Origin of the sequence: Streptomyces sp. NPDC000594 (genome assembly GCF_040299965.1) — a bacterium.
GTDB lineage: Bacteria > Actinomycetota > Actinomycetes > Streptomycetales > Streptomycetaceae > Streptomyces.
The window spans coordinates 162264-187600 of the sequence record NZ_JBEPCY010000005.1; the positions used below are offsets into that span (position 1 = coordinate 162264).

The following is a 25337-nucleotide window of genomic DNA, read 5'->3' on the forward strand; positions in this document are numbered from 1 at the left end:
CGCGCCGAGCGGGTCACAACAGGGTGAGCTGGGTCGGCTCGCCGCCCGGGTCGGGGCCGGGCTCCGCCGGGGCGTCGGGGGCGTCCGGGGACCCGGGCCGGTGTCCCCGGCGGTGGGGCAGACCCGGTCCGGTGGGACCGATCCCGTACTCCGTCGCCAGTTCGTGCACCTGCCGGGTGATCCGCCGCTGGTACCAGGTGGGTGCGTACGCCCCGGCCGCGTAGAGCCGTTCGTACCGCCGCACGAGCTGCGGGTGGTGCCGGCCGAGCCAGTCCAGGAACCACTCCCGGGCGCCCGGCCGCAGATGCAGGACGAGCGGGGTCACCGAGGTCGCCCCCGCCGCCGCGATGGCGCGCACGGTCGCCCGCAGCTGGTCGGGGTGGTCGCCGAGGAAGGGGATCACGGGGGCCATCAGCACCCCGCAGCCGATCCCCCGGTCGCCCAGCGCGCGCACCACATCGAGCCGGCGCGCGGGCGACGGCGTGCCCGGTTCGACCGAGCGCCACAGCGCGTCGTCCAGGAAGCCGACCGAGACGGAGACACCGACCTCGGTCACCCGGGCCGCCTGGGTCAGCAGTTCCAGATCGCGCAGGATCAGCGTGCCCTTGGTGAGGATCGAGAACGGGTTCGCCCGGTCGCGCAGCGCCTCCAGGATGCCGGGCATGAGCCGGTAGCGGCCCTCCGCCCGCTGGTAGCAGTCCACATTGGTGCCCATCGCCACATGTGCGCCCTGCCAGCTGCGGGAGCCCAGCTCGCGGCGGAGCACCTCGGGGGCGTTGACCTTGACCACGATCTGGGAGTCGAAGCCATGTCCGGTGTCGAGGTCGAGATAGCTGTGTGTCTTGCGCGCGAAACAGTAGACACAAGCGTGTGAGCAGCCACGATACGGGTTCACCGTCCATTCGAACGGCATCCGGGAGGCCCCCGGAACCCGGTTCAGCACCGAGCGCGCCCGTACCTCGTGGAAGGTCATCCCCCGGAACTCCGGGGTGTCGAAGGTTCTGGTGGTGACCGTGGAGGTGCCGAAGAGGGCGCCGTCCCCGGCCCGGGTGGGTTTCTCGGCCAGATGGTCCCAGCGCATGGTCGCCTCCTCGCTCGTACGGCGCCCACAGAATAGAACAAGTGTTCCCATGATCGCAGGGCGCGTGTTCCCGGTACGCTCCGGGCGCGGCCCATCGGGGGCCCTCGGGAGCCCTCGGTACGGGCCGGGACGGGGCCCCGGATTTGGGCGGCGGGGGGTGGGATGGTTGGCTAAGCCGGGCCCACACGGCACCCCCACATCACAGCCGACTGCTGGAGGAAGAGTCATGGCGCAGGTCGAGGCCACGACGGAGCGGATCATCGCGGCAGACGCGGAGACCGTGATCGACACACTGGCCGACTACACGAACACCCGCGCGAACCTCCTTCCGGAGCAGTTCAGCGAGTACGAGGTCCGGGAGGGCGGCGACGGCGACGGCACGCTCGTCCACTGGAAGCTCCAGGCCACCAAGAAGCGGGTACGGGACTGTCTCCTGGAGGTCACCGAGCCCACCGACGGCGAGATCGTCGAGAAGGACCGCAACTCGTCCATGGTCACCACCTGGACCGTCACCCCGGCGGGGGAGAAGCGGAGCAAGGTCGTCGTCACCTCCGTCTGGACCGGCGCGACCGGGATCGGCGGCTTCTTCGAGCGCACCTTCGCGCCCAAGGGACTCGCCCGCATCTATGACCAGGTGCTCGACCGGCTGGCGGCCGAGATCGCGCGGACCGGCGGGAAGTAGCGGAGAACGAGCGGGCGCCCGCCCCTGCCGCGCGGGCGCACAACCTCTTCGGGCGTTGGCGCGCCAACGGACCCCCCGGACCCGTACCGTGGTCCCAGCCGTCCCCCGGGCAGCCGGGGTAGGTCGGGACACGGCGGGAAGGAGCCTGGCGCCCATGGACAGCGTGGCCGGCCCGATTCCGCTGGCCGTCGCCGTGGTCGACGCCGAAGGGCTGGTCTCCCACTGGTCCCCGGGGGCGGACACGCTCTTCGGGGCCCCTCCCGGGGGTGCCGTGGGCCGTCCCGCCGGCGATCTGCTGCCGGTCGCCGGCGCGCTGGCGCCGGCGGGCGAGTACGCGGCGTACGGGCTGGACGCCGCCCCGGCCCCCGCCGCCGGCGCCCCGCCCGACAGCCGCCCGGCGCCGATGGCGGGCCGGGCCCGGCTCCAGGACGCGGGCCGGGAACCGCTCGACGTGGTGTGGTGGGGCTATCCGCTGATCGGTCGGGCGGGGGACCGGCTCCTGGTGCTGGCCGCGGCGACCGCCTCCTTCTGCGGAACGGACGGCCCGGAGCGCACGGACCGCCCGGGGCAACCGGAGCACCGGGGGCACAGGGACCGCCCGGAACACCCACCCGGCCCGCACCGAGCCCAGGGCACGGACGGCCCGCGCGGTACGGAGGGGGTCCGCCGGATCGCCCCCGGCTTCGCCCTCGCCGCCGACCACCCCGGGGCCGATCTGCTCGCCCGCTGGCTGGCCGGATCCCTCCCCGCCGCGAGCGCTCCCGAGACCGCCCGGACCGTCGCCCGGATCCTCGATCTCGGCTGTCCGGTGGTGGAGCTGAGCCGGTACGAACGGATCCCCGTGACGCCCGGCGGGGGAGCGCGCGCCCGGCGCTTTCCGGCAGGCGCGGTCTGAACCGCCCGGGGCCCGCTTGTGATGACGGGCATCACGCGATAGACCGCTTCTTGACGCGAAGTCAAACTACTCGGGAGCCGGTCATGAGTGTCACTGACGGATATATGGATGCCTGGGAGGGTTTCTGGGGCGAGGTTTCCGGGGGCCGGGGCGAGGTCTTCTGGGACACCGAACCCGAGTTGACCGTCGCCCTGCATCTGGCCCTCTTCGAGCCGCATGTGGACGACCACCGGCTGACCCTGGTCGACATCGGCTGCGGCAACGGCACCCAGACCCTCTTTCTCGCCGACCGCTTTCCCGGTGTCCTCGGCGTCGATCTCTCCGCCGCCGCCATCGCGCTGGCGACCCGGCGCAAGGCCGACCCCCTGGGCGAGGTCCGTTTCCGGCAGCTCGACGCCGTCGACCCGGACGGGGTGGCCCGGCTGCGGGCGGAGACGGGCGACTGCAATGTCTATGTGCGCGGGGTGCTGCACCAGGCCGAGCCGCAGGACCGGCAGGCGCTCGCCGACGCGATAGCGCTGCTGGCCGGGGCGCGCGGCCGGGCCTTTGTGGTGGAGCCCGCCGAGGCGGCCGGACGGCGCCTCGCCGAGCTGGCCGCCGCGCCCGCCGGGCCGCCGCCCAAGCTCCAGCCGGTGCTGCGGCACGGGGTCGCCTCCCGCGCCATGCCCGACGGCGAACTCGCCGAACTGTTCACCGCCGCCGGACTCCCGGTGATCGCCGCCGGGGAACTGCCGCTGACCACCACCGAGTACGAGCCCGACGGCTCCCGGATAGCGCTGCCGTCGTCCTGGCTGGTCCTGGGCCGGGCCGCCTGACCGGGCCGTCCGACCGGGCCGTGCGCCCGGCCGGCGGCGGGGACCACGCCGCGCGCGGGCGCGTACCAGGAGGTGTTGCGCGCGCTGGTGCCGCGCCGCCAACGCCTGTCAACGTTGCCGTTGTGACGGTTGTCCGGTGCAACACCCGTACCGCGCTCCATGCTGGTCCGCACCGGTCGGCGGGGCCGCCCCCAGGGGTGGGCCGGGCCCGTGCGCGGCCGGACGAGGAAAGGGGCGGGATGGAATCTTCACTGCTCTCACTGAGGTCGGCCCTGGTGCTGTCGCTCGCCGTGCTCACGGGGATCGGGGCGGGGGTGCTCGCCGCGCTGGCCGGGGACGGGGCGGCCCGCGGCGCGCTCTGCGGTCTCGCGGCGGGCGGCCTCGCGGTGCCGTTCTTCGACCGGCTGGTGGGACCCGGGCCCGGGACACCACCGGGACCGTTACCGCCCGTGCCGTTACCACCCGCGGGGGCCCCGTCCGCCGGTACGCCGGCCGGGGGGCCGGTCGGGGGGCCGGTCGGGGGGTCGGCCGGCGGCGCGGCGCCCGGCGGGGCCCTGGCCACCGGGGACGACGGCCGTGCCTGAGCTGCGCCCCCTGGCGGGGGACCTCAGGGAGCCGTCCCGGGCGCTCGCCCAGGCGCTGCGGGAGCTGTTCACCGGCCTGGAGGTGTCGGTACGCCGCTACGCCGCCCGCCGTGCCCGGGACGCGGGCACCTTCTCCCGCTACCTCAGCGGCACCCGCGTACCGCCGTGGGAGGTGGTGATGGACCTCTTCACCGATCTCGCCGAGTACCGGGGCACCTCCGCGACGCCCGAGGCCATCGAGCTGATACGCGGGCTGCACCGCGCCGCCGTGGAGGCCGGCACCTCCCCGCAGCACGCCGTGGAGGTGCTGGAACAGCAGCTCGCCGACGCCGACCGGATCTCCCGCCGCTCCACCGTGCGCGGCGACGTCCTGGGTGAGGCGCTGCTCGACCGACAGCACCAGATCGCCGATCTGGAGGTGCGGCTGAGCCAGCTGGAGGCCGAGTGGAACGCCGAGCGCGAGCGCGCCGACCGGCTCGCCGAGGCCTCCCCGGACCTCACCGATCTGCTGTGCGAGCGCGACACCCTGCGGGGCGAGGTCGCCCGGCTCACCGCCGATCTGGAGGTCACCCGGCACCACCGGGAGCGGGCCGAGGAGCGGTGCCGGCTCCTGGAACGCCAGCTGGAGTCCGTCGAACGCGCCCAGCGGGCCGCCGGTCTCCCGGCGGTGGTGCCCGCCCCGGACCCGTACTCCGCTCCGCTGCCCAAGGTGCTGATCGTCGACGACCAGCCGGACAATCTGCTCGCCATGACCGCCGTGCTCGCCGCCCTCGACCAGGAGCTGGTGGCCGTCTCCTCGGGCCGTGAGGCGCTGAAGGCGCTCCTCGACCACGACGACTTCGCGGTGATCCTGATGGATGTGCAGATGCCCCAGATGGACGGCTATGAGACCGCCGCCCACATCAAGCGCCGCCGCCGCAACCGGGATGTGCCCATCATCTTCCTCACCGCCATGGGCGACGACCCCGCGCACTCCGCGCGCGGCTACGCGGCCGGGGCCGTGGACTACATCGGCAAACCCTTCGACCCCTGGGTGCTGCGGGCCAAGGTCGCCGTCTTCACCGGGATCCATCTGGAACGCCGCTGTGCGGCACGGTGATTGCCGGGTACGGCTCCGGGTGCTCGGGAGGGTGTGCGGGAGGGGTGCGCGGGAGGGGTTGTCCACAGCCCCTCGGGGAGTCCGGCGAGGAGGGTTACAGTGACCGGATGAAGATCCTGATCAGCGCCGATATGGAAGGCGCCACCGGAGTCACCTGGCCGGCGGACGTACTGCCGGGCCATTCCCAGTGGGAGCGCTGCCGCCCGATGTTCACCTCGGATGTGAATGCCGCGGCGCTGGGTTTCTTCGACGGCGGCGCCGACGCCGTGCTGGTGAACGAGGCCCACTGGTCCATGCGCAATCTCCTGCTCGAACAGCTGGACGAGCGGGTCGAGATGCTGACCGGGCGCCATAAGTCGCTCTCCATGGTGGAGGGGGTGCAGCACGGCGATGTCGACGGCATCGCCTTCATCGGGTACCACACGGGCGCGGGCACCGAGGGCGTGCTCGCCCACACCTATCTCGCCAACCAGCTCACCGGTGTCTGGCTCAATGGCGTCCGCGCCAGCGAGGGCCTGCTCAACGCCCATGTGGTGGCCGAGTACGGCGTCCCCGTGGTGCTGATCACCGGCGACGACCTGACCTGCGCCGACGCCCAGGGGTACGCGCCGGAGGCGAAGGCGGTCGCGGTCAAGGACCATGTCTCGCGGTATGCGGCGGTCTGCCGCACCCCCGCCCGTACCGCCGCCGACATCCGCGCCGCCGCCCGGGAGGCGGCGGCCCTCGCCGTCCGGCACCAGCCGGTCGCCGCCGGACCCCACACCCTGGAGATGGAGTTCGACGCGGAGCACCTGGCCGCCGCCGCGACGGTGGTGCCCGGGGTCGCACGCTCCGGCGAGCGCAAGGTTTCCTACACCAGTTCGACCATGTACGAGACGATCCGGACCTTCAAGGCCGTCACCACCATCGTCTCCGCGGCCGTGGAGGAGCAGTATGGCTGAGCAGCGCATGTCCGGAAGCACCCAGGGCCCGCAGGGCACCCAGGAGCTGAGCGGTACCCAGGATCCGCGGGGTCTTCAGGACTCCGGCGGCGGGGGGCCCGTCGACGCGACGGCCCTGGACGAGGTGGTCACCTTCACCTCCGAGCTGATCCGCATCGACACCACCAACCGCGGCGGCGGCGACTGCCGGGAGCGCCCCGCCGCCGAGTATGTCGCCGAGCGACTGGCCGCCGCCGGGCTCGACCCCGTCCTGCTGGAGCGCGTCCCGGGGCGGACCAATGTGGTCGCCCGGATCGAGGGCACCGACCCCACGGCCGACGCCCTGCTGGTCCACGGCCATCTCGACGTGGTCCCCGCCGAGCCCGCCGACTGGACCGTCCACCCCTTCTCCGGCGAGGTCCGGGACGGTGTGGTCTGGGGCCGCGGCGCCGTCGACATGAAGAACATGGACGCGATGATCCTCTCCGTCGTCCGGGCCTGGGCCCGCGCCGGAGTCCGCCCCCGGCGCTCCCTCGTCATCGCCTACACCGCCGACGAGGAGGCCAGCGCCGAGGACGGCTCCGGCTTCCTCGTCGACCGCCACCCCGAGCTGTTCGAGGGCTGCACCGAGGGCATCAGCGAGTCCGGCGCCTACTCCTTCCACGCCGGGGGAGGGATGACCCTCTACCCCATCGGCGCGGGCGAGCGCGGCACCGCCTGGCTGCGGCTCACCGCCGAGGGCCGGGCCGGCCACGGCTCCCGGGTCAACCGGGAGAACGCGGTCTCCCGGCTCGCCGCCGCCGTCGCCCGGATCGGCGAGCACAGCTGGCCGGTCCATCTGACCCCCACCGTCCGTGCCGCCCTCACCGAGATCGCCGCCCTGCACGGCATCGAGGTGGACACCACCGCCGACGACTTCGACGCCGACGCCCTCATCACCAAGCTGGGCCCGGCCGCCGCCCTGGTCGAGGCGACCGTGCGCAACAGCGCCAACCCGACCATGCTGGCGGCCGGGTACAAGGTCAATGTCATCCCCGGCCAGGCCACCGCCTATGTCGACGGCCGGATGCTGCCCGGCGCCGAGGAGCAGTTCGAGCGGACCCTGGACCTGCTCACCGGGGACGGGGTGGAGTGGGAGTTCCACCACCGGGAGATCCCCCTCCAGGCCCCCGTCGACTCACCCACCTTCGCCAAGCTGCGCGCCGCCATCGAGCGGTTCGACCCCGACGGCCATGTGGTGCCCTTCTGCATGGCGGGCGGCACCGACGCCAAGCAGTTCTCCCGGCTCGGCATCACCGGCTACGGCTTCTCCCCGCTGAAGCTGCCCGCCGGATACGACTACTCCGCGATGTTCCACGGCGTCGACGAACGGGTACCGGTCGACGCCCTGCACTTTGGTGTCCATGTGCTCGACCACTATCTGCGCTCTGCCTGAGGGGGATCCGTACATGGTGAACGACACGGTCACAACGGCGGCCCACGGCACCTGGCCGTCGCCCGTCGACGCCGCCACCGCCGCCTCCCACGACGGCCGGCCGGAGTTCCCCGGCGTCGTCGGCGAGGAGGTCTGGTGGACCGCGCCCCGCCCCACCGAGGGCGGCCGGCGGACCCTGGTGCGCTGCCGCGCCGACGGCACCGAGGAGAGCGTGCTGCCCGCGCCGTGGAATGTCCGCAGCCGGGTCATCGAGTACGGGGGCCACCCCTGGGCGGGCACCCTCCGGCCCGACGGCACCCCCTCGGTGGTCTTTGTCCACTTCCCCGACCAGCGGCTGTACGGGTACGAGCCGGACACCCCCGGCGCCCGTCCGTACCCGCTCACCCCCGTCGGGGCCACCGGGGACGGGCTGCGCTGGGCCGATCTGCGGATCCACCCCGACCGGGACGAGGTCTGGGGGGTGCTGGAGGAGTTCACCGGCCCCGCGCCCACCGATGTCCGCCGGGTGATCGCCGCCGTACCGCTCGACGGATCCGCCGCCGACGACCGCTCCGCCGTACGGGAGCTGGCCAACACCGACAGCGGCCATCGCTTCCTCACCGGCCCCCGGCTCTCCCCGGACGGCCGGCGGGCCGCCTGGATCGCCTGGGACCACCCCCGGATGCCCTGGGAGGGCACCGAGGTGGTCCTCGCCGACATCCCCGAGGGCACCGGCCCCTTCACCGGGGCGCGCACCGTCCTCGGCGGCCCCGGGGAGTCCATCTGCCAGGTCGAATGGGCCCCCGACGGCTCCCTGCTCCATATCGGCGACGCCACCGGCTGGTGGGCGCCCTACCGCAGCCGTCCCGACGAGCTGGACGGCCCGGCCCCGCTGCCCCGCGCCCCGCTCGCCCCGGGGCGCTCCGAGGAGTTCGGCGGCGCGCTCTGGAAGATCGGCCTCCAGTGGTGCCATCCCCTGGCGGACGGGCTGCTCGCCGTGATCCACGGCAAGGGCACCACCGCGCTGGGCATCCTCGACCCGGAGACCGGCGAGCTGGTCGACGCCGCCGGGCCGTGGACCGAGTGGGCGGCGGGCCTCGCCGTCCACGGCGACCGGGTCATCGGGATCGCCGCCTCCCCCCGCAGCGGCTACGAGGTGGTGGAGCTGGACACCCGTACCGGCCACACCCGGGTCATCGGCGCCCGCCACCGGGACCCCGTCGACCCGGCGTACTACCCCGAGCCCCGGGAGCGGGTCTTCACCGGCCCCGGCGGCCGGGAGATCCACGCCACCGTCTATCCGCCGCACCACCCCGGCCACCGGGCCCCCGAGGGCACCCGGGCGCCCTATGTCATCTGGGCCCATGGCGGACCCACCGGCCATGCCCCGCTCGTCCTCGACCTGGAGATCGCCTACTTCACCTCCCGGGGCATCGGCGTCGCCGAGGTCAACTACGGCGGATCCACCGGCTACGGCCGTGCATACCGCGACCGGCTGCGGGAGCGCTGGGGCGAGGTCGATGTCGAGGACTGCGCGGCGGTCGCCCGCGCCCTCGCCGACGAGGGCACCGCCGACCCCGCCCGGCTCGCCGTCCGGGGCGGCAGCGCCGGCGGCTGGACCGCCGCCGCCTCCCTCGCGGGGACCGATGTCTACGCCTGCGGCACCATCATCTTCCCCGTCCTGGACCTGCTGGGCTGGGCCACCGGCGAGACCCACGATTTTGAATCGCGGTATCTGCACTCGCTGATCGGCCCGCTGGAGGAGGTGCCCGAGCGCTACCGCGACCGTTCGCCGCTGGCCCGTGCCGACCGGATCACGGCGCCGTTCCTGCTGCTCCAGGGGTTGGACGATGTCATCTGCCCGCCCGCCCAGAGCGAGCGGTTCCTCGCCGAGATGGCGGGGCGCGGAGTGCCGCACCGCTATATCGCCTTCGAGGGCGAGGGCCATGGCTTCCGGATGGCCGAGACCATGATCCGCGCGCTGGAGGCGGAGCTGGCCCTCTATCTCCATGCCTTCGGCATCGACCGCCCCGACACCGCCCCCCTGGAGCTGAGCACATGACCACCGCCGGACTGACCCCGCTGACCCGCCCCCGCAGACTGCGGCCCGGGGCCAGGGTCGCCGTCGTCGCCCCCTGCGGCCCCGTCCCCGAGGACCGGCTGGAGGCGGGGCTCGCGATCCTGCGCTCCTGGGAGCTGGAGCCGGTGGTGGCGCCGCATGTCCTCGACCGCCACGGCCAGTTCGGCTATCTCGCCGCCTATGACGGCGACCGCGCCCGGGACCTCACCGAGGCCTGGTGCGACCCCACCGTCGAGGCGGTCCTCTGCGCCCGGGGCGGCTACGGCGCCCAGCGGATGGTGGACCGGGTGGACTGGAGCAGCATCCGGGCCGCCGGGCCGAAGATCTTCGTCGGCTACAGCGATGTCACCGCGCTGCACGAGGCGTTCGCCGCCCGGCTGGGCCTGGTCACCCTGCACGGGCCCATGGTCGCGTCCCTGGACTTCCTCAAGGACGACACCTCCCGCGAGCATCTGCGGTCCACCCTCTTCGCACCGGAGTCGGTACTGACCATCGGCCTGGAGACGGCCCGCCCCCTGATACCCGGACAGGCCCGGGGCATCACCTTCGGCGGCTGTGCCAGCCTGCTCGCCGCCGACCTCGGCACCCCGGCCGCCCGCCGGACCGGCGAGGGCGGACTGCTGCTCCTGGAGGACGTCGGCGAGGACGACTACCGGCTGGACCGGATCCTCACCCAGCTGCTGCGCGGCGGCTTCTTCGACGGGGTCACCGGAATCGCCCTGGGCTCCTGGGCGGACTGCGGACCCTATGAGCGGATCCGGGAGGTGCTCCGCGACCGTCTCGGCGGACTCTGCGTCCCGGTGGTGGAGGAGCTGGGCTTCGGTCACGGGGGCCGCAATCTCACCCTGCCCCTGGGCGTCCCGGCGCTCCTGAACGCGGACGCGGGCACGGTCACCCTGGACGGGCCCGCCCTGAGCTGATCCGATCCGAGCCGAGCTGATCCGAGCTGATGTGAGCCGGGGCGCCGGGTCCGGGAGCACGCGCTCCCGGACCCGGGCCCGGCCGGGCGGGTCAGCCCTGGCGCAGGGCCGCGTACCCGGGGCGGATCACCTCGTCGATCAGCCGCCGCCGCTCCGGCAGCGGCAGGAAGGCCGACTCCACCGCCGCGACGGTGAACTCCTCGAAGACCTCCGGGCCGTAGCCGAACGCCTCCACCAGATGCGCGAACTCACGGCTCATCGTGGTCCCCGACACCAGCCGGTTGTCGGTGTTGAGGGTGACCCGGAAGCCGAGGCGGCGCAGCAGGTCGATGGGGTGGCTCGCGTAGTCCTTCGCCGCACCGGTCTGGAGGTTGGAGGTCGGACAGACCTCCAGCGTGATCCGGTTGTCGCGGATGTACGCGGCCAGATGCCCGAGGCTCGCCGTGCCGTCCTCGTGCACGGTGATGTCGTCGGTGATCCGGACCCCGTGGCCGATCCGCTCGGCCCCGCAGATCTGCACCGCCTCATGGACGGACTCGGCGCCGACCGCCTCGCCCGCGTGGATGGTGAAGTGGCAGTTGTTCCGCTTCAGATGCTGGAAGGCGGCGAGGTGGCGGGCGGGCGGGTTGCCGATCTCGCCACCCGCGATGTCGAAGCCGACGACCCCGGTCTCCCGGTGGGCGACGGTCAGGGCGGCTATCTCGGCGGAGCGGTCGGTGTGCCGCATCCCGGTGAGCAGGGTCCGGACGGCGATCCGGCCGCCGGAGCGACGCTCGCCCTCGCGGAAGCCCGTGTTCACGGCGGTGACGACCTCGTCCAGGGTCAGCCCGCGCTCCAGGTGCTGCTCGGGGGCGTACCGGACCTCGGCGTAGACGACCCCGTCCGCCGCCAGGTCCTCGGCGCACTCGGCGGCGATCCGCTCCAGCGCCTCACGGGTCTGCATCACCGCACAGGTGTGGGCGAAGGTCTCCAGATACCGCTCCAGCGAACCGGAGTCGGCCGCCTCCCGGAACCAGACGCCGAGTGCGGCGGGATCCTCGGTGGGCAGCTTGTCGTACCCGTACTCCCGGGCGAGTTCGATGATGGTGGAGGGACGCAGACCGCCGTCGAGGTGGTCGTGCAGGACTGCCTTGGGGGCGCGGAGGATGTCAGACAAGTGCATGCCCCGGGAGTGTACGGCACCCCCGGGGCGCGGGCCGAGAAGGGATCCCTGTGACGCGCACGACAGCCGGGCGGTCGCGGCAGGGCGCCGCCGCCGCGCGGGGCCTCAGCCCGACTGGAGCACCGGCAGCGCGGGGGCGCCCGTCGGCAGCATGTGCTTGGCCGCGAGGACCGGGGTCCCGCCCGCCAGCACCACCTGGGTGACCAGCACGGCGGGGGTGTCCGGGGCCCGGTCCAGCTGACGTCCCCGCCGCCGCCCCAGCAGGGTCGCGCCGACCTGGCTGTGCCCGCTCACCGCCACCCCGCGGGCGACCCCGGCCAGCACCGCCAGCATCGAGCCGCCGCCCGCCCCCGGGGCGCCCAGCGCCTCGGCGAAGGCCGGATGCGCCGCCCGGAGGGTCTCCTCGGGGGCGGCCCACTCCTGGCTCAGCACCCCCGCCGCACCCGGAGCGGTCAGCACCGACTCCCAGAAGCGCAGCTCGGACCCGGCCGGGGCGAGCAGATGCTGGGTGGTGAAGTCGGTCGGCTCCTCCACCGCCCGCAGCAGCGCGCCGACCCTGACCGGACCGCCGCCCGCCAGCAACTCCTCCAGCGGCCGCAGCCGTTCGTAGCCGCGCCGGGGCGGGGCGTCGTTGACCGTGCGGCCCACCCCCCGCCGCACCGTGACCAGCCCGTCCTCCTGGAGCAGCAGCAGCGCCTCGCGGAGCGCGGGTCTGCTGACCCCCAGCTCGGCGGCGAGCCGGGGCTCGGACGGCAGGGTCGACCCCGGTGGATAGGTGCCGTCGTGGACGGCGTCGGCGATCCGCTCGTACAGGGCGACGACCGGTCTGCGCTGCGGCCGGCTGACTGCCACGGGTTCCTCCTGTGCTCGCTGTCGGGCCCGGCTGTCGGGCGGGGTCCCTGACCGGGCTGTCAAGCTTGTCAGACAGGAGCATCTCGGTACGGTGAGGGGCCGATGCCCCCGCCCTCTCACCCGTACGGCCCGCTCCACCGCTCCCCGGGCGGTACCCCGGCCCATTCTGGTGCCATGAGCGCCAAGGGCACATCGAGGGGTACACGGTCGCGCCGGACGGGCGAGGGTCTGCGGGAGTGGTTCACCCCCGGGCGGATCGCCGTCACCGTCCTGGCGGTGCTGGCGATCGTCTTCATCTTCGAGAACACCGACCAGGTACGGATCCGGGTCCTCATCCCCGTCGTCACCATGCCGCTCTATCTCGCCCTTCTCGCGATGTTCGTCATCGGGGCGCTCTGCGGCGGCTATATCTTCCGCCGCCGGGCGCGCTAGCCGGGTCGAGCCGAGCCGAGCCGGGCCGGCCCCAGCAGAGCCGAGCCGGGCCGATCAGAGCCGGACCGAGCCGGGCCGCGTAACCTGGGCCGATGCCAGGAACCGCCGCCGTGCCCGACCCCTGCGCGCCGCCCGAGGGGCCCTGGACCGCCATCGGGCCCCGGGTCGCGCTGCGCCCCTTCACCCCGGAGGACGGGCCCGGGTTCACGGCCGCCGCGCGGGCCTCCACCGCCCTCCACCACCCCTGGCTCGCGCCGCCCCGTACCGCCGGGGAGTACACCGCCTACCTGGACCGTCTCGGGGAGCCGGCCCGTGCGGGCTTCCTCCTCTGCGCGCGGGACACCGGCCGGATCGCGGGCTTCATCACCGTCAACAACATCGTCCACGGCGCCTTCCGCTGCGGTGCCCTCGGCTATGGCGTCTTCGCCCACGCCGCCGGGCGCGGACTGATGGGCGAGGGGCTGCGGCTGCTGCTCCGGCATGCCTTCGGCCCTCTCGGGCTGCACCGGCTGGAGGCCAATATCCAGCCCGGGAACGCCGCGTCGCTCCGGCTGGTGCGCCGGGCCGGCTTCCGGCTGGAGGGCTTCTCGCCCGCCTTCCTCCTGGTGGACGGCGCCTGGCGGGACCATGAGCGCTGGGCTCTCACCGCCGATATGCCGGTCCCGCCCGCCGGGGACTTTGCCGAAGAGTGACCGGCCGGGCCCCTGTCCGTCGCCGCGGTGGTCCGCTTCCATGGTCGTCGGCCGCCCGACCGGGCGGCCGCCCCCGCAGAGCGAAGCGAGGCTGTCTTGGCCACGACCGTGCGGCGTACCGTCCTGACCCTCCCCGCGGCCCCTCTGGGCCCCGCCAATCCGCTGCCCGCGCTCCGGCCCCTCACCCGGCTCCACACCGTCGACGAACGGGTCCGCGCCGAACTCCCCCGGGACATGGCCCGGCAGATGGAGTGCCCGCCGCCACGCACCGTACTGCCGGTACGGCTGCTCGACGGGTACGGCCGCGACCGCGCCCCCGCCGACCTCGACGCCCTGGTCATCGAGAACGACCTGCTCCGGGTCACCGTCCTCCCCTCGCTCGGCGGCCGGGTCCACTCCCTGTACCACCGGCCCACCGGCCGGGAGCTGCTCTACCGCAACCCCGTCCTCCAGCCCGCCGCCTTCGCCCTCAACGGCGCCTGGTTCTCCGGCGGCATCGAGTGGAACATCGGCTCCACCGGCCACAGCACCCTCACCGCCGCCCCGCTGCACGCCGCCGTCGTCCCCGCCCCCGACGGCGGTGAGATGGTCCGGCTCTGGGAGTGGGAACGCCTGCGCGACCTCCCGTTCCAGATCGATCTCTGGCTCCCCGAGGACTCCGCCTTCCTCCATGTCGGCATCCGGATCCGCAATCCGCACGAGCGGGCCGTCCCCGTGTACTGGTGGTCCAACACCGCCGTCGAGGAGCACCCCGCCACCCGGGTCCTCGCCCCCGCCGACGAGGCCTGGCACTTCGGTTACGACCGGGCGCTGAAGCGGGTGCCCGTCCCCGACTACCGGGGCGAGGACCGTACCTACCCCCAGCGCGGCGAGCACCCCGCCGACTACTTCTACGAGATCGACGCGGGCACCCGTAAATGGATCGCCGCCCTCGACGGCTCGGGCCGCGGACTCGTCCAGACCTCCACCGACGCGCTGCGCGGCCGGAAGCTCTTCCTCTGGGGCTCGGGGCGCGGCGGCAGGCGCTGGCAGCGCTGGCTCACCGAGCCCGGCACCACCGGATACGCCGAGATCCAGGCGGGGCTCGCCCGTACCCAGTTCGAACATCTGCGGCTGGCCGAGGGGGCCGAACTGGGCTGGCTGGAGTGTTACGGGCCGCTCGCCGCCGACTCCGGCACCGTCCACGGGAACACCTGGGCCGCCGCCTGCGCCGAGGTCGAGTCCGCACTCGCCGCCGTACTGCCCCGGCGGGCGGTGGAGGAGGCCCATCGCGCCTGGCTCGCCACCGCCGACACCGCGCCGGTCCGCACCCTCGCCACCGGATCCGGCTGGGGCGCGCTGGAGCAGCTCCGCTCCGGTACCGAGCTGCCCGGCACCCCCTTCGACATGTCGACCCTCGGCGAGGAGCAGCGGCCCTGGCGGGACCTGCTCACCACGGGGGCGCTGCCCGCGCCGGGCGCCGTGTCCCCGCCCGGTCCCTCGCTGGTGGCCCCGTACTGGCGGGACATGCTGGAGACCGCCCCCGCCGATCCGCTCACCGAGTACCACCTGGGGGTCGCGCAGTGGCACGCCGGTGACCGGGCCCAGGCGGTCCGCAGCTGGGAGCGGGGTCTGGCGCTCGCCTCCTCCCGCTGGCCGCTGCTGCGCTGTCTCGCCGTGGCGGACGAGGAGGACGGCCACCCCCGGCGGGCCGCCGACCGCCATCTGGCCGCCTTCGACGACCTCTGCCGTGAGCGCCGTGAGGACGGGGCCTGGCCGGCGGCGACCGCGGCGCTCGGCCGGGAGGCGATCGAGGCGCTGCTGCACGCCGGACGGGCCGCCGACGCCCGCTCGGTGTGGCTGCGGCTGGGGGCCGGGATCCAGCGGCGCGGGCGCTTCGCCCTGCTCCACGCCCGGCTGCTGCTGGCCGAGGGCCATCCCGAGCGGGCCCGCGCCGTCTTCGAGGAGGGGTTCGAGGTGCCGGACCTCCGCGAAGGGGGAGCCCGGGAGCTGGTGGAGGTCTGGAGCGCGCTGACCGACGATCCGCTGCCGGAGGCGTACGACTACCGCACCCAGGAGACCCCGGCCGGAGGGACGCCCCGGTGACTTCCTAGGGGACGCGCCCCGGGACGGAGCCGGCCGGCTTGCGGTCCACGTACTCGAAGACCGAGCCGTCGGGGTGGACGGCGATCAGATTCCGCCCCGCCGGGGTCGGGAGCGGGCCGGCGACGATCCGCGCGCCGACCTCGGAGAGGGTGGCGCAGGCCTCGTCCACATCGCTGACCGCGATGGTCGCGGTGACCTTGCGCAATACCTCAAGCTCCGCTTCGTCCCCGCTCATCAGCAGAAAGCAGCCGACGGCCGCCACCTGGACCCCGCCGCGTTCGAACCGCTGCGGGGTCCTGCCGGTGATGCGCTCATAGACCGTGGCCGCCGCGTCCAGATCGTCGACACAGATACGCAGCGTGGTTCCCAGGATGTCCATGGCCCGAGCCTAGTGCCGCGACCGTGCGAGGGTCACCCGAAGTGCCGGGACGCCAGCGGGGAGTGACGGTCCGTCCGTCGGGCAGCCCGGGTGATCAGGCGCGGCAGAGCAGTTCACCGTGGGGTACGAGGAACCAGGCGTCGTCGTGGCCGGCCCACTCGCGCCAGCCGTCCGCGAGGGCGGTGAGCCCCTCGGCCGTGGTGTGGCCGCCCGCCACGGCGATCTCCGCATAGCCGGAGGCGCAGGTCCGCTCCGCCCAGAGCCCGCTCCACCACTCCCGCTCGGCCTCCGACGCGTAGCACCAGGTGCCCGCCGTCGCGGTGATCGCGGTGAAGCCCGCCGCCCGCGCCCAGGAGAGCAGCCGCCGTCCGGCGTCCGGCTCGCCGCCGTTGTCGCGCGCCACCCGCCGGTACAGCGCCAGCCAGTCGTCCAGCGCCGGGATCCCGGGGAACCAGGTGAACGCGCCGTAGTCCGCGTCCCGTACGGCGACCAGACCGCCCGGCCGGCAGACCCGGCGCATCTCCCGCAGTGCGTGCACCGGGTCGCCCAGATGCTGGAGCACCTGATGGGCGTGGACGACATCGAAGGAGTCGTCCGGGAAGTCCAGGGCGTTGACATCGGCGACCGCGAAGTCGGCGTTGGCCACGGACTGTTCGGCGGCGTGCGCACGGGCCCGCGCCACCACTCCCGGGTCCCGGTCGACCCCGGTGACCCGGCCGTCGGGCACCAGACGGGCCAGATCGGCGGTGATGGTGCCCGGACCGCAGCCGATGTCCAGGATCCGCATGCCGGGGGTCAGTTCGCCGAGGAGATATCCGGCGGAGTTGGCGGCGGTGCGCCAGGTGTGGGAGCGGAGCACCGACGCGTGGTGGCCATGGGTGTAGACGGCGGTTTCCTGGCGCATGGCGGATCTGCCTTCCTCAAGAGCCCGTGGGGGCGCTGTGGATCACCGGTCGGGGGACCGGGATCACCCGAAGGCCTTATTCATATGCTGAGACGAATCGTCTTGTCATGTGGATACCACTATCTGGACCGGCCCCCCGCCACGGAGGTCCGTGGCGGGGGGCGAGGGCTCAGCGCAGGGTCCGGGGGCGGTAGACGGTGAGCGCCTCCGGTGCCTTGTCCAGCGTCAGTTCCGCCGGGGCGGGGACGACTTCGCCGTCGTACGCCATCCGGGTGCCCGGCGCCAGACCGGTGATCCGGAGGGTGTGCAGCTGCTCGGCCGCGTGGACCGGCGAACGGCTCAGCGGGCCGGCCAGTGCGGCGGCGAGCAGCCGCAGCCCCGGCCGGCGGCCCCCGTGCACCACCCGGACATCCAGCAGCCCGTCGGCCAGATCCTCACGATGGCCCGGGGTCGGGCCCACCGGCCGGTAGATCCCGTTCCCGGCGAAGAGCAGCCAGAGCGGGCGCCGCCGCCCCTGGACCACCGCCTCCAGGGGCCGGCCGTGGCGCAGGACGCGTGCCGCCGCCAGCACCCCCGCGGGCCAGCCGCCGATCCGGGGCGACCAGCGCTCCCTGATCCGTACCAGATCCGGATAGACGCCCAGGCTGAAGGTGTTGAGGAAGTACCGGGGCCGCTCCTCCGTGCCGGGTGGCCGTTCGGTACCGGGTGTCCCCTCCGTGCCGTCCCGGTCCGGGGCCGCCCCGGCCCCCGGGTGCGGCGCCCCCGGGTTCCGTGCCGGGCCCGGTCTGAGGCGGCCCAGGTCGACCCGGACCGCGTCGCCCTCCGCCAGCGCCCGGCAGGTGTCCGCGACCTCCTCGACGCCCAGGTCGTACGCGAAGTGGTTGAAGGTGCCACCGGGGAAGACGGCCAGCGGCAGACCCCGTTCCACCGCCACCGCCGCCGCCTGGTTGATCGTCCCGTCCCCGCCGAAGACGCCCAGCGCCCGGCCCCGCCCGGCGGCCCGTTCCAGCGCCGCGGTCAGCTCGTCCGGCTCGCACTCCACCACTTCGGCCAGCGGCAGCGCCCGGCGTACCTCGTCCGCCGAATCCGCCGAGCCGGAGCGCTGGTTGACCACGACCACCAGGCCCTCGCCGCCGGGGAGCGCGGGGGCCGCCGCCACCGGCCGCCCCGGTGACGGCAGCTGGTTCCGGGTGGGCACCAGCTCCCGTACCAGCAGCGCCGCCCCCGCCCCGAGCGCCAGGCCCACCAGGACATCGCTCGGGTAGTGCACCCCGGTGTAGACCCGGGAGAAGGCGACCGACGCGGCCACCGGCGCCACCACCGCCCCCCAGCTCCTGGACTCCAGGGCCACCCCGGTCGCGAACGCCGCCGCCGAGGCCGCGTGCCCGGAGGGGAAGGAGGTGGTGAACGGCTGCCGCTTCAGCTGCCTCATCACCGGGACCCCGTCCAGCAGCGGCCGGGCCCGGCGCACCGACCGCTTGCCCACGGTGTTGATGACGGCGGAGGCCACCGCGAGCGAGGCGACCCCGCGTACGGCCGCCCGGCGGGCCCGGGCGCCCCGGCCCACCAGCGCGATCCCGGCCGCCGTGCCGAACCAGAGCAGCCCGTGGTCGGCGCCCCGGCTCAGCCGGGGCAGCACGGGTTCGGCCCCCGGCCACCGGACGGCCGCCACGGTATGGAAGATCCGCCGGTCCCAGCGGCTGAACGGTCCGGCGGAACCCGGTCGGCGGTGGGCGACACCCTGTGGGTACGGAGATGACATGGGTCGCGGGTACCCCGTCGGAGGGCGGGCCACGCGCACCGACCCCCGTTCGCCACCGGCCGGGGCCCGGACCACGCACCGAGGGGGAGGCCCGCGGGCCCCGGACCCGTACCCCACCGGAGACCCGCCGGTCCCGGGCCCGTACACCTTCAGGAGCCCCGCCGGACCCCGCCCGCGCGCCCTACCAGGCCGCCCGCCGGGGCCCTAGGATCGCGCGCATGGCCGACGCCGCAGCAGCCCAGCCCCATGGAGCGCACCGTCGTTGTCGCTGACCCGCCGGCTCCCTTCCGGATCCCCGCGGCCACCGTGCCCCACCCCCCTCGGGCACCCCACCCCACCCCGTCGGCATACCTTTCCGCTCAGGAGGCACCCTTGTCCGCAGCACCCGGCCGTCGTGCGCTGCTCCGTCTGCTCTCGGCGGCCCCCCTCGCCGCGACCTCCCTGGGCACGGCCCCCGCCGCGCGGGCCGGCGCCGTACGGACCGAAGCCGGGGCCCGGGGCGTGGGAACCGCCGACGCGCCCGCCGCCGCAATCGCCCCCGGCATCGAGAAACCCCTGCCCTCCGATGTCTTCACCGTGCGCGGCACCAACGCCGAGACCCGGTTCCCGATGCTCCGCCACACCGGGCCGCTGACCCCGAACCCCCTCTTCTTCGTCCGCAACCACACCCGTACCCCGGTCCTGGACGAGAACGGCTGGCGGCTGACCGTCTGGGGGAGCGGGCTGCGCGGCGGACCGGTCCACTTCGGCTACGGCGAGCTGCGCTCGATGCCCTCGGTCACCCGGACGGTGGTCCTGGAGTGCGCGGGCAACGGCCGCAGCCTCTTCACCAGCCAGCAGGGCCAGACCGTCAGCGGCACCTCGTGGACCATGGGCGCGATCGGCGCCGCCTCCTGGCGCGGGGTCCGGCTGCGCGATGTGCTCCACCGGGCGGGCATCACCGGGTCGGCGGTGGATGTGATGCCCCGGGGTCTGGACGACGAGTTCATCAGCGAGGGCGTCTCGCTGGGACGGGTGCGCCGGCCGCTGCCGGTCGCCAAGGCGCTGGACGATGTGATCCTCGCGTACGAGATGAACGGCGAGCCGCTCCCGTACGACCACGGGTTCCCGCTGCGGGTGATCGTGCCGTCCTGGATCGGGATCGCCTCCATCAAGTGGCTCGGTGACATCGAGGTCAGCGACACCCCGCTCACCTCGCCCTGGAACACCCGCTTCTACCGGCTCTTCGGCGACGCCTATCCGCCCGGCGGCAGTGCGCCGCTCACCCGGCAGACCATCAAGAGCGCGCTGGAACTCGACTGGGGCCAGAGCCTGGAGGCGGGCCGGCGGGTACGGCTCACCGGGCGGGCCTGGTCGGCGGCGGCGCCGATCCACCGGGTCGACATCAGCACGGACGGCGGGGGGCGCTGGCGCCCGGCCCGGCTCCTCGACCCGCCGCGCCGGCACGGCTGGGTGCGCTGGAGCGCCGACTGGGTCCCGCGCGAGACGGGCCCGGCGACCCTGCTCACCCGGGCGACCGACCGGCGCGGCACCACCCAGCCGACGGAGACCGTCCACAACACCCAGGGGTATCTCTTCGACGCGGTGGTCCGCCATCCGGTCACGGTGGTGTGAGCCCTACCCCCCCCGGGGTAGGGGAGGCGGGTACGGGGCCGGGGGCCGGGCGGTCAGCCGGTCAGCGTGTCAGCGGGCCGGGGCGGATCGGTCAGGGGCGTACGGGTGGCGGCAGCGCCCGCTGGAACGCCCAGGGAACGGCCGTACTCACCGTCACCGCCGCTCCGGCCAGGATCAGCTCCCCGGGGCCGGTCTCCCCACCGCCCGCCATCGCCACCACCAGGGCCACCGCCGTGCCCAGCGGCATCCCGAGGGTCACCCGCCAGTCGCCCGCCGGGCCGGTGCGCACCAGCGCGACCACCAGCAGCAGCGCCCCGGAGAAGATCCCGCCGAAGCCGAGGGCGAGCCCCCGCCCCGTGCCGGGCGGTGCCTCGCAGCGCCGCCGCCCCGGGCCCTCGCCGGGGCAGCCCGGCAGGGACAGCAGCTCCGAGACGCCGAGGACGAGCACGGCACAGCCGACGGCGGCGAGCAGGAAGAGCCCCTTGGCGATCATGGTGGCCACGGTAGCCGGGCCCGGCCCGTCCGCACAGGGGCCGGGGACCGGGTTCGGGTCAGGCGGCCTGCCCCGGGGAGTCCGGGCGGCCCCGGCGGAAGCGGCGCCAGAGCGCCGGGCCCGCGCTGACGATCACCGTCAGGCCGACCGCCACCGCGACGCCCTGCCATGCCTCCTGGAAGAGGGAGCCGCCGAGGACCCCGATGAGCTGGTAGGTCGCGGCCCAGGCCAGACAGGCGGGCAGATTCCCCCGGGCGAAGACCGCGATCGGCATCCGCGCCAGCAGACAGGCCAGCATCACCGGTATCCGCCCCGCCGGGATCAGCCGGGAGAGCACCAGCACCGCCGTGCCGTGGTCCGCGAGCCGGGCCTGCGCCTGCTCCAGCCGGTCCGGCGCGGCATGTCCGCGCAGCTCCTCCAGCCACCGGGAGCCGTTCTTGGAACGGACCCCGCGCCGCCCCAGCCAGTACAGCGTCATGTCGCCCAGGAAGGCGGCGGACGCGGCCACCACGAAGACCAGTCCGAGCGCCAGCGGATCGCTCTGGTGCAGGGCGACCACCGCCGCCGAGCTGACCACCGCGCCCGTCGGCACCACCGGCACCAGGGCGCCCACCGCCACCAGCAGGAAGAGCGAGGGATAGCCCGCCGCCCGCTGGGTCGACTCCGGGGGCAGCCCGGCCAGGAGGTCCGACAGCCCGCCGAGCGTCTCGGAGACCAGGGAGCTCACCGTGCGCCCTCCGGACGGATCCGCTCCCCGTGCCCCAGCCGGTGCACCGAGACCCCGGGCGCCAGCCGCGCGGCCTTGCGGACGAACTCGTCCCCCGGCGAGTGGAACTCATGCGGGCGGATCCCGTCCATCCCTATCGGCCAGTACGTGCCGTAGTGCACCGGGACCGCCGCGCGCGGCGCCAGCGCGGCCAGCGCCTGGGCCGCCCGGCCCGGGTCCAGATGGCCATGGCCGAGGAAGGGGCCCCAGCCGCCGACCGGCAGCAGCGCCAGATCCACCGTGCCCACCTCGTCGGCCATCGAGTCGAAGAGCCCGGTGTCCCCGGCGAAGTACGTCCGGGCCTCGCCGATGATCACAAAGCCCAGCGCGGGGCAGCGCCGGGGCCCCATCGGCAGCCGCCGCCCGTCGTGCAGCGCCGGAACGACCCGTACCGTCAGCGGACCCACCGCCACCTCGTCACCGGGGGTCACCTCCCGCACCCGCAGCCCCAGCCGGGCCAGTGCGGGCACCGAGCGGACCGTGCCGCGCGGCACCACCACCAGGGTCCCCGGCGCCAGCCGGGCCAGCGACGGCAGATGGAGATGGTCCGAGTGGAGATGGGAGATCAGCACCGCGTCGGCGACGGCCGCCTCGGGCGGCGGCAGCTCCCCGCGCCGCCGCCGCAGATGGGCGAGGCGGCGCGCGAAGAGGGGATCGGTGAGCACCCGCGTACCGGAGTCCTCGACCGTGCAGGTGGCATGACCCCACCAGGTGACCTCCACCGGCACGTGACCACTCCTTTACGGCGATGTTCCGGCGACCCGCCCGGCTCCGGGGCGGCCTCCCGCCCGGGGCGCCGGGCACCCGGTCCGGGGCCGGGTACGGCGCCCGTACGCTGCGGCCGCCGCGCCGACGACACCCGTACGAGCCTATGCCCTCGGCGGAGTAGGGTCTCCCGCGAACCATCGAGAGCAGGGTGAACGATCATGAACGGCTTACGCGTGGCGGCCATCGCCAGTCTGACCCCCCTGGAGGAGCTGGACCGGGAACCCTTCCTGGTCGACACCCGGGGACAGCAGGCCATGTGCGCGCGCTGGGCGGCGGACCGGGGACACACGGTCACCCGGCAGCTCCTGGTGTACGGGGTGCGCCCCGACCACCAGGGACTCTGGTCCGACGTCGACGAGGGACAGGTCGATCTCTTCGTCGTCGCCAATGAACGGGTGCTGGAGCGCGCGCTGGCCTCGGTGCCCGAGTTCACCGCCGAGTGCCGCCGCCGGGGGGTGCCGCTGGAGACGGCGGGGCTGGACGAACCGGTCTACGACTCCGCGATGAAGGCCGATGTGCACCGCAGACTCTCCATGCCGACGGCGGGCTACGACGGCTGCTGAGCCGGGGCCGGACGCCGGTCGCACGGGCGGCGGACCCCTCTCACGCGGGCGACGGTGACCCTCTCACGCGGCCGACGGGACCCCCTCGTGCGGGTGGCGGGACCGCCCGTGGCAGGGGAACCCTCGCCGCTATGCCAGGCTTGACGCCTGATCCGAGGACGAGGTGAGTACGGCGTGCGCGACGGCCGATGGCGCAGGGCGGGCGGTGCCCTGCTGCGGGTGACCGTGGTCTGGGCGGTCTCCACCCTGACCATGCTGGTCCTGGCGGCGGCCCTGCCCGACTTCCGGCTCCAGTCCCCCGACGGGGACAGCCTCACCCGTACCGCACTGACCGCGGCCTGGGGTGCGGGCGTCTTCGGCCTGCTCACCGCGTTGGTGTGGCCCCTGGTGGTGCGGGCGCTGCTGCTGGTGCCCGCCTTCGTCCTCGGGCTGCTGGTCTTCTTCCTCAACGGCTCGCTGCTGCTGCTCGCGCTGCGGCTGATCCCCGACGGGCGCGGCGGCGCCGCCCCCGAGACCGCCGTCGTGGTGGCCGCGGTGATGTCCGCCGTCGCCTCCGCCACCTCCACCGCGCTCGCCGTCCGCGACGACGACGCCTACCGGCGCAGGCTCTCCCGGCTCGCCACCCGGCGCCGCCGCCGGGCGGGCCCCGGCGGCCCCGGCCAGGACTGCCCCGGCGCGGTCTTCCTCCAGCTCGACGGGGTGGGCCACGAGGTCCTGCTGCGGGCCGCGAAGGACGGCGTGATGCCGACCGTCGCCGCCTGGCTCGACGGCGGCCACCGGCTGGTGCCCTGGCGTACCGACTGGTCCAGCCAGACCGGCTCCAGCCAGCTCGGCATCCTGCACGGCAGCAACCACGATGTGCCCGCCTTCCGCTGGTACGAGAAGGACACCGGCCGGCTGATGGTGAGCAACCGCCCCGCCAGCGCGGTGGAGCTGGAGCGCCGGGCGGTCGAACGCACCGGCGACGGCGGGCTGCTCACCGGGGACGGCGCCAGCCGGGGCAATCTCTTCAGCGGCGGGGCCGACCAGGTCGCGCTGGTGCTGACCGTCTCCACCCGGCGCGCCCGCTCCAACCGCTCCCGCGCCGGGTACTTCGCCTACTTCTCGGACCCCGCCAACGCGGTGCGCACCGCGCTCTCCTTTGTCTCCGAGGTCGGCCGGGAGATCCGCCAGTCCACCCGGGCCCGGCTGCGCGACGAGGGGCCGAGGGTGCCCCGGGGCGGGCTCTACCCCCTGATCCGGGCCTTCGCCACGGTGGTCTCGCGCGATGTGGTGGTCGCCGCCGTCCTCGGGGACATGCTCGCCGGGCGCCGCGCCGTCTACGCCGATCTGGTCGCCTATGACGAGGTCGCCCATCACTCGGGGCCGCACAGCGCGGACGCCACCCAGGTGCTGGCCTCGCTGGACCGTTCGCTGGCGCTGATCGCCCAGATCGCCGAGCACGCCCCCCGCCCCTACCGGATCGTGCTCCTCTCCGACCACGGCCAGACGCCGGGGGAGACCTTCGAGAGCGCCTATGGCCTCGACATCCGGGATCTCGTCCGGGCCGGGTGCGGGCTGCCCGTACCGCGCCGCGCCGGGCGCACCCACAGCGGCGCCGAGGCCCGGGACGCGGCCCGGAACGCGCTGCGGGCCGCGCTGCACCGCCGGGAGGCGGACGGGGAGCCGCCGCCCCCGTCGGGGCCCGACGCCGAGCCGATCGTGCTGGCCTCGGGCAATCTGGCGCTGGTCTCCTTCCCCGACGGGCCCGGACGGCTCAGCCGGGAGGAGATCGACGCCCGGCACCCGGCGCTGCTGACCACGCTGGCCAACCACCCCGGTATCGGCTTCCTGCTGGTCCGCAGCGAGCGGCACGGCTCGGTGGTGCTCGGCCCCGGCGGGGTCGAGGTGCCCCTCGCCGAGCTGACCGACGACCGTCCGCCGCTCGCGGTCTTCGGCGCGGGCGCCGCCGACGCGGTGCGCCGCACCGACACCTTCCCGCATGTCGCGGACATCATGATCAATTCGATGTACGACCCGGGGACGGGCGAGGTGCACGCCTTTGAACGCCAGGTCGGCTCGCACGGCGGCCTGGGCGGGGAGCAGTCGCAGCCGTTTCTGCTGGCGCCCCCGGACCTCTCCCCGGCGGTGCCCGACGGTGGTGAACTCATCGGCGCGGAGGAGGTCCACCGGGTGCTCCGCCGCTGGCTCCACGAGTGCGCCCCGGACACCCCGGCGTCGGACACCTCTGCCCCGGGCACCCAGGCCCCCGGCCCCGCGCCCGAGCCCGTGCGGGGCGCCCGCCTCCCGGACGCCCCCACGCCCTAGTCGCTCCCCGGCCGTCGGGGCCCTGTGGTGGCGGGGGCGGGGCGCCTACAGTGGGGCTCCGGCCGAGG

24 protein-coding genes are annotated in these 25337 nt (G+C 74.6%); 15 read left to right on the forward strand and 9 right to left on the reverse strand.

The features are described from left to right. Positions 1-13: 13 nt before the first annotated feature. Positions 14-1081: an Rv2578c family radical SAM protein gene (locus tag ABT354_RS09965; RefSeq protein ID WP_351491414.1), complete on the reverse strand. Its 1068-nt coding sequence runs from the start codon at positions 1079-1081 to the stop codon at positions 14-16. Positions 1082-1307: 226 nt separating this feature from the next. Here ABT354_RS09965 and ABT354_RS09970 point away from each other — a divergent pair, with 226 nt between their 5' ends. The 9 genes from ABT354_RS09970 (at position 1308) to ABT354_RS10010 (ending at position 10490) form a co-directional block, all read left to right on the forward strand. Next, positions 1308-1763 carry an SRPBCC family protein gene (locus ABT354_RS09970; RefSeq protein ID WP_351491417.1) on the forward strand — a complete coding sequence of 152 codons (456 nt, stop codon included), beginning with the start codon at positions 1308-1310 and terminating at the stop codon, positions 1761-1763. Positions 1764-1917: 154 nt separating this feature from the next. Further along, positions 1918-2658, forward strand: a complete 741-nt coding sequence (locus ABT354_RS09975) for a nitrogen regulation protein NR(II) (RefSeq protein ID WP_351491420.1) — start codon at positions 1918-1920, stop codon at positions 2656-2658. Between the two features lie 83 nt (positions 2659-2741). Continuing rightward, a complete protein-coding gene (locus ABT354_RS09980; RefSeq protein ID WP_351491423.1) occupies positions 2742-3473 on the forward strand; it encodes a class I SAM-dependent methyltransferase in 732 nt (243 codons plus the stop codon). A 239-nt stretch (positions 3474-3712) separates the two neighbouring features. Further along, the gene (locus ABT354_RS09985; protein WP_351491426.1) at positions 3713-4057 is read left to right on the forward strand and encodes a hypothetical protein; all 345 of its coding nucleotides are present in this window, start codon (positions 3713-3715) and stop codon (positions 4055-4057) included. Continuing rightward, positions 4050-5156 (forward strand): response regulator, encoded by a 1107-nt coding sequence (locus tag ABT354_RS09990; RefSeq protein ID WP_351491429.1) that lies wholly within the window; start codon positions 4050-4052, stop codon positions 5154-5156. The genes ABT354_RS09985 and ABT354_RS09990 overlap by 8 nt, the downstream gene beginning before the upstream one ends. A 107-nt stretch (positions 5157-5263) precedes the next feature. Continuing rightward, positions 5264-6097, forward strand: coding sequence for a M55 family metallopeptidase (locus ABT354_RS09995; RefSeq protein WP_351491432.1), 834 nt, complete (start codon positions 5264-5266; stop codon positions 6095-6097). After that, on the forward strand, positions 6090-7511 hold the full coding sequence (locus ABT354_RS10000) for a M20/M25/M40 family metallo-hydrolase (protein WP_351491435.1): 1422 nt from the start codon (positions 6090-6092) through the stop codon (positions 7509-7511). The genes ABT354_RS09995 and ABT354_RS10000 overlap by 8 nt, the downstream gene beginning before the upstream one ends. A gap of 13 nt (positions 7512-7524) precedes the next feature. After that, positions 7525-9552 carry a S9 family peptidase gene (locus tag ABT354_RS10005; protein WP_351491437.1) on the forward strand — a complete coding sequence of 676 codons (2028 nt, stop codon included), beginning with the start codon at positions 7525-7527 and terminating at the stop codon, positions 9550-9552. Next, on the forward strand, positions 9549-10490 hold the full coding sequence (locus tag ABT354_RS10010) for a S66 peptidase family protein (RefSeq protein WP_351491439.1): 942 nt from the start codon (positions 9549-9551) through the stop codon (positions 10488-10490). Before ABT354_RS10005 ends, ABT354_RS10010 begins: the two co-directional genes overlap by 4 nt. 91 nt (positions 10491-10581) lie before the next feature. On the opposite strand, the gene ABT354_RS10015 is transcribed toward ABT354_RS10010, so the two are convergent. After that, positions 10582-11652, reverse strand: a complete 1071-nt coding sequence (locus ABT354_RS10015) for an adenosine deaminase (RefSeq protein WP_351491441.1) — start codon at positions 11650-11652, stop codon at positions 10582-10584. Positions 11653-11757: 105 nt separating this feature from the next. Next, positions 11758-12504 (reverse strand): GntR family transcriptional regulator, encoded by a 747-nt coding sequence (locus tag ABT354_RS10020; RefSeq protein WP_351491443.1) that lies wholly within the window; start codon positions 12502-12504, stop codon positions 11758-11760. Between the two features lie 174 nt (positions 12505-12678). On the opposite strand from ABT354_RS10020, the gene ABT354_RS10025 reads away from it, so the two are divergent. The 3 genes from ABT354_RS10025 (at position 12679) to ABT354_RS10035 (ending at position 15713) form a co-directional block, all read left to right on the forward strand. Next, the gene (locus ABT354_RS10025) at positions 12679-12936 is read left to right on the forward strand and encodes a lipopolysaccharide assembly protein LapA domain-containing protein (RefSeq protein WP_351491445.1); all 258 of its coding nucleotides are present in this window, start codon (positions 12679-12681) and stop codon (positions 12934-12936) included. Between the two features lie 92 nt (positions 12937-13028). Further along, positions 13029-13628, forward strand: coding sequence for a GNAT family N-acetyltransferase (locus tag ABT354_RS10030; RefSeq protein WP_351491447.1), 600 nt, complete (start codon positions 13029-13031; stop codon positions 13626-13628). Positions 13629-13724: 96 nt separating this feature from the next. Next, positions 13725-15713: a DUF5107 domain-containing protein gene (locus ABT354_RS10035; RefSeq protein WP_351491449.1), complete on the forward strand. Its 1989-nt coding sequence runs from the start codon at positions 13725-13727 to the stop codon at positions 15711-15713. 4 nt (positions 15714-15717) lie between these two features. Here ABT354_RS10035 and ABT354_RS10040 read toward each other — a convergent pair whose 3' ends face one another. From ABT354_RS10040 to ABT354_RS10050, 3 genes are all read right to left on the reverse strand, one after another. Further along, a complete protein-coding gene (locus tag ABT354_RS10040; RefSeq protein WP_351491451.1) occupies positions 15718-16092 on the reverse strand; it encodes a VOC family protein in 375 nt (124 codons plus the stop codon). Positions 16093-16186: 94 nt separating this feature from the next. After that, on the reverse strand, positions 16187-16996 hold the full coding sequence (locus ABT354_RS10045; RefSeq protein ID WP_351491453.1) for a methyltransferase domain-containing protein: 810 nt from the start codon (positions 16994-16996) through the stop codon (positions 16187-16189). A 169-nt stretch (positions 16997-17165) separates the two neighbouring features. Continuing rightward, positions 17166-18758: a bifunctional phosphatase PAP2/diacylglycerol kinase family protein gene (locus ABT354_RS10050; protein ID WP_351491455.1), complete on the reverse strand. Its 1593-nt coding sequence runs from the start codon at positions 18756-18758 to the stop codon at positions 17166-17168. 372 nt (positions 18759-19130) lie between these two features. Here ABT354_RS10050 and ABT354_RS10055 point away from each other — a divergent pair, with 372 nt between their 5' ends. Beyond that, on the forward strand, positions 19131-20372 hold the full coding sequence (locus ABT354_RS10055) for a sulfite oxidase (protein ID WP_351491457.1): 1242 nt from the start codon (positions 19131-19133) through the stop codon (positions 20370-20372). Between the two features lie 91 nt (positions 20373-20463). On the opposite strand, the gene ABT354_RS10060 is transcribed toward ABT354_RS10055, so the two are convergent. The 3 genes from ABT354_RS10060 to ABT354_RS10070 are packed head-to-tail and all read right to left on the reverse strand — an operon-like array spanning position 20464 to position 22359. Then, positions 20464-20865, reverse strand: coding sequence for a hypothetical protein (locus ABT354_RS10060; protein ID WP_351491459.1), 402 nt, complete (start codon positions 20863-20865; stop codon positions 20464-20466). Between the two features lie 58 nt (positions 20866-20923). Further along, entirely contained in the window at positions 20924-21592 is a 669-nt protein-coding gene (locus ABT354_RS10065; RefSeq protein ID WP_351491461.1) for a DedA family protein, read from the reverse strand. Next, complete coding sequence (locus ABT354_RS10070; protein ID WP_351491464.1) at positions 21589-22359, reverse strand: MBL fold metallo-hydrolase; 771 nt, start codon at positions 22357-22359, stop codon at positions 21589-21591. The genes ABT354_RS10065 and ABT354_RS10070 overlap by 4 nt, the downstream gene beginning before the upstream one ends. A gap of 198 nt (positions 22360-22557) precedes the next feature. Between ABT354_RS10070 and ABT354_RS10075 the strand changes: the two genes are divergently transcribed. Both ABT354_RS10075 and ABT354_RS10080 read left to right on the forward strand, forming a co-directional pair. Then, a complete protein-coding gene (locus tag ABT354_RS10075) occupies positions 22558-22962 on the forward strand; it encodes a recombinase family protein (RefSeq protein WP_351491466.1) in 405 nt (134 codons plus the stop codon). A 174-nt stretch (positions 22963-23136) separates the two neighbouring features. Then, positions 23137-25269, forward strand: a complete 2133-nt coding sequence (locus ABT354_RS10080) for a phage holin family protein (RefSeq protein WP_351491468.1) — start codon at positions 23137-23139, stop codon at positions 25267-25269. Positions 25270-25337 lie beyond the last annotated feature (68 nt).

Bases quoted from the DNA above. Each gene is read 5' to 3' on its own strand.
- ABT354_RS10015 (WP_351491441.1), bottom strand. From the start codon at position 11,652: ATGCACTTGTCTGACATCCTCCGCGCCCCCAAGGCAGTCCTGCACGAC.
- ABT354_RS10000 (WP_351491435.1), top strand. From the start codon at position 6,090: ATGGCTGAGCAGCGCATGTCCGGAAGCACCCAGGGCCCGCAGGGCACC.
- ABT354_RS10040 (WP_351491451.1), bottom strand. From the start codon at position 16,092: ATGGACATCCTGGGAACCACGCTGCGTATCTGTGTCGACGATCTGGAC.
- ABT354_RS10005 (WP_351491437.1), top strand. From the start codon at position 7,525: ATGGTGAACGACACGGTCACAACGGCGGCCCACGGCACCTGGCCGTCG.
- ABT354_RS09975 (WP_351491420.1), top strand. From the start codon at position 1,918: ATGGACAGCGTGGCCGGCCCGATTCCGCTGGCCGTCGCCGTGGTCGAC.
- ABT354_RS10060 (WP_351491459.1), bottom strand. From the start codon at position 20,865: ATGATCGCCAAGGGGCTCTTCCTGCTCGCCGCCGTCGGCTGTGCCGTG.
- ABT354_RS10050 (WP_351491455.1), bottom strand. From the start codon at position 18,758: ATGTCATCTCCGTACCCACAGGGTGTCGCCCACCGCCGACCGGGTTCC.
- ABT354_RS10030 (WP_351491447.1), top strand. From the start codon at position 13,029: ATGCCAGGAACCGCCGCCGTGCCCGACCCCTGCGCGCCGCCCGAGGGG.
- ABT354_RS09965 (WP_351491414.1), bottom strand. From the start codon at position 1,081: ATGCGCTGGGACCATCTGGCCGAGAAACCCACCCGGGCCGGGGACGGC.
- ABT354_RS09970 (WP_351491417.1), top strand. From the start codon at position 1,308: ATGGCGCAGGTCGAGGCCACGACGGAGCGGATCATCGCGGCAGACGCG.
- ABT354_RS09980 (WP_351491423.1), top strand. From the start codon at position 2,742: ATGAGTGTCACTGACGGATATATGGATGCCTGGGAGGGTTTCTGGGGC.
- ABT354_RS09985 (WP_351491426.1), top strand. From the start codon at position 3,713: ATGGAATCTTCACTGCTCTCACTGAGGTCGGCCCTGGTGCTGTCGCTC.
- ABT354_RS10045 (WP_351491453.1), bottom strand. From the start codon at position 16,996: ATGCGCCAGGAAACCGCCGTCTACACCCATGGCCACCACGCGTCGGTG.
- ABT354_RS10075 (WP_351491466.1), top strand. From the start codon at position 22,558: ATGAACGGCTTACGCGTGGCGGCCATCGCCAGTCTGACCCCCCTGGAG.
- ABT354_RS10025 (WP_351491445.1), top strand. From the start codon at position 12,679: ATGAGCGCCAAGGGCACATCGAGGGGTACACGGTCGCGCCGGACGGGC.
- ABT354_RS10010 (WP_351491439.1), top strand. From the start codon at position 9,549: ATGACCACCGCCGGACTGACCCCGCTGACCCGCCCCCGCAGACTGCGG.
- ABT354_RS09995 (WP_351491432.1), top strand. From the start codon at position 5,264: ATGAAGATCCTGATCAGCGCCGATATGGAAGGCGCCACCGGAGTCACC.